Annotated in this window: 2 protein-coding genes and 1 pseudogene; 2 read left to right on the plus strand and 1 reads right to left on the minus strand. The window is 78.4% G+C overall.

The window, feature by feature from the left end; genetic code table 11:
* Positions 1–339 (plus strand): RibD family protein (locus tag HLB09_RS16815; RefSeq protein ID WP_171204442.1); only part of this gene is annotated, 339 nt, incomplete at its 5' end.
* Positions 340–373: 34 nt separating this feature from the next.
* Here the strand turns inward: HLB09_RS16815 and HLB09_RS16820 are convergent.
* On the minus strand, positions 374–1018 hold the full coding sequence (locus HLB09_RS16820) for a hypothetical protein (protein ID WP_171204443.1): 645 nt from the start codon (positions 1016–1018) through the stop codon (positions 374–376).
* 48 nt (positions 1019–1066) lie between these two features.
* On the opposite strand from HLB09_RS16820, the pseudogene HLB09_RS16825 reads away from it, so the two are divergent.
* Positions 1067–1612 (plus strand): annotated as a pseudogene (locus HLB09_RS16825) (hypothetical protein); the annotation flags it as partial.

Consider the following 1612-nt stretch of genomic DNA (forward strand, 5'->3'; position numbering starts at 1 on the left):
GGGCCGGGAGCGGGGGCGTGCGTCGTGCTCACCGCGGACACCGTCGGCCGCGGGCGCGCCGGCGGCGTGGACCTGGACGGCGCCCTCGCCGCGCTGTACGGGCGCGGGGTGCGCTCGCTGATGCTCGAGGGCGGGCCGCGCCTCGCCGGCGCCTTCCTCGACGCCGGCCTCGTCGACCGGGTGCGCGCCTACCTCGCCCCCGCGCTGCTCGGGCAGGGGACCGCCGCCGTCGTGACGGCGTCGACCGGGGCCTCGATGGACGCGATCGCCCGGCTCGAGGTCGACGACGTCGCCCGCGTCGGGCCCGACCTGCGGGTGGACCTCCTCCCGCGGCGCTGAGCCGCCCGGTGGGCGAGCTGCGCTGATCGTCCTGTCAGCCCCGGGGGCAGGCGAGCGCGGTGGCCTCGCCCTCCGGTGCGCCCACGAGGGCGACGTCGGGGGCGCTGAAGTCCGCCAGGGTGTCGGTCGTCCGGGCGCCGACGACGTTCCTCAGCTCGGCGACGGGCTCGGTGCCCTCCACGAGGGCGCCGCAGTCCTCGACGTCCCACAGCACGAGCAGCGCGACCGGCCCGCCGGAGGCCAGCCGCTGCGGCAGGTGCCCGGCGCCCGACGCGGGCAGGACCCGCCCGAGGTGGTCGTCGAGCGTGGTGGGCGCCTCGGCGACGCCGCGCCCGGCCACCTCGGCGTCCGCGCCGGTGAGCAGCCAGGCGTCGACGACGCGAGCGCCGGGGACGTCCTCGACGTCGACCACGGTGAACGGGGTCCAGGACTCGGTGTCGGTCAGGGTCGTCGTCAGCACGCGCGACGGGGCGTCCGTGAAGGTCGCGACGACGCCCGCGCCGGTGCCGTCCCACACCGACGGCCGGAGCAGCTGCGGGGAGGCCCAGGCGGCGAGGAGCACGGCGACCGCCACCACGGCGACGGTGGCGCCGGCTCCCCGCCGCCGCGGCGGCAGGAGCTGCTCCAGCGAGCCGGCGCCGTCCGGGGCCGACCCGTCACGGCTGCTTGTCATGGTCATTGGCCCAACGTACTGTGCCAACAGGCCAAACGAAAGGGGTCGGGTCTCATGGGGTCCTTCCGCGTCCTCCTGCTCGCCGTGCTCCTCGTCCTCGGCGGGCTGCTGCTCGTCCGCCGTCTCGCGTCGGCCCGGGTGACCTCGGCCGACGTGAGCTGGCTCGCGGGCGCCGCCCCCGGCGCCCCGGTGCCGGACGACGAGGCCCACGTCGCCGCGCGGTACCTGGCGCGCCACCGTCGGCACCGGTCCGTCGGCGGGCTGCTCGGCGTGGCCCTCGCCGTCGTGGTGGGGGTGCGGTGGTACCAGAGCGTCGGCTTCGGCTTCTCGCAGGGCAGCCCGCTGGCGGACGTCCTCTTCTGCGGCGTCGCGGGGGTGCTGGTCGGGGCTCTGCTCGCCGAGACGTACCGGCTGCGACCCGCCGCCGGTGCCCGGACGGCCTCCCTCGAGCCGCACGCGCCCGCTCCGCACGCCGGGACCGTGCTGGCCGCGCGGGTCGTGCTCGCCGCGTCGCTGGTCGCCGGCGCCGCCCTGCTGGTGACGGGGGCGGGTGCCGCGGCGGTGACCAGCGCGGCCGCGGGGGCGCTGGTCGTCGGGGTC

Source organism: Pseudokineococcus marinus (assembly GCF_013004605.1).
In the GTDB taxonomy this organism is placed as follows: Bacteria; Actinomycetota; Actinomycetes; order Actinomycetales; family Quadrisphaeraceae; genus Pseudokineococcus; species Pseudokineococcus marinus.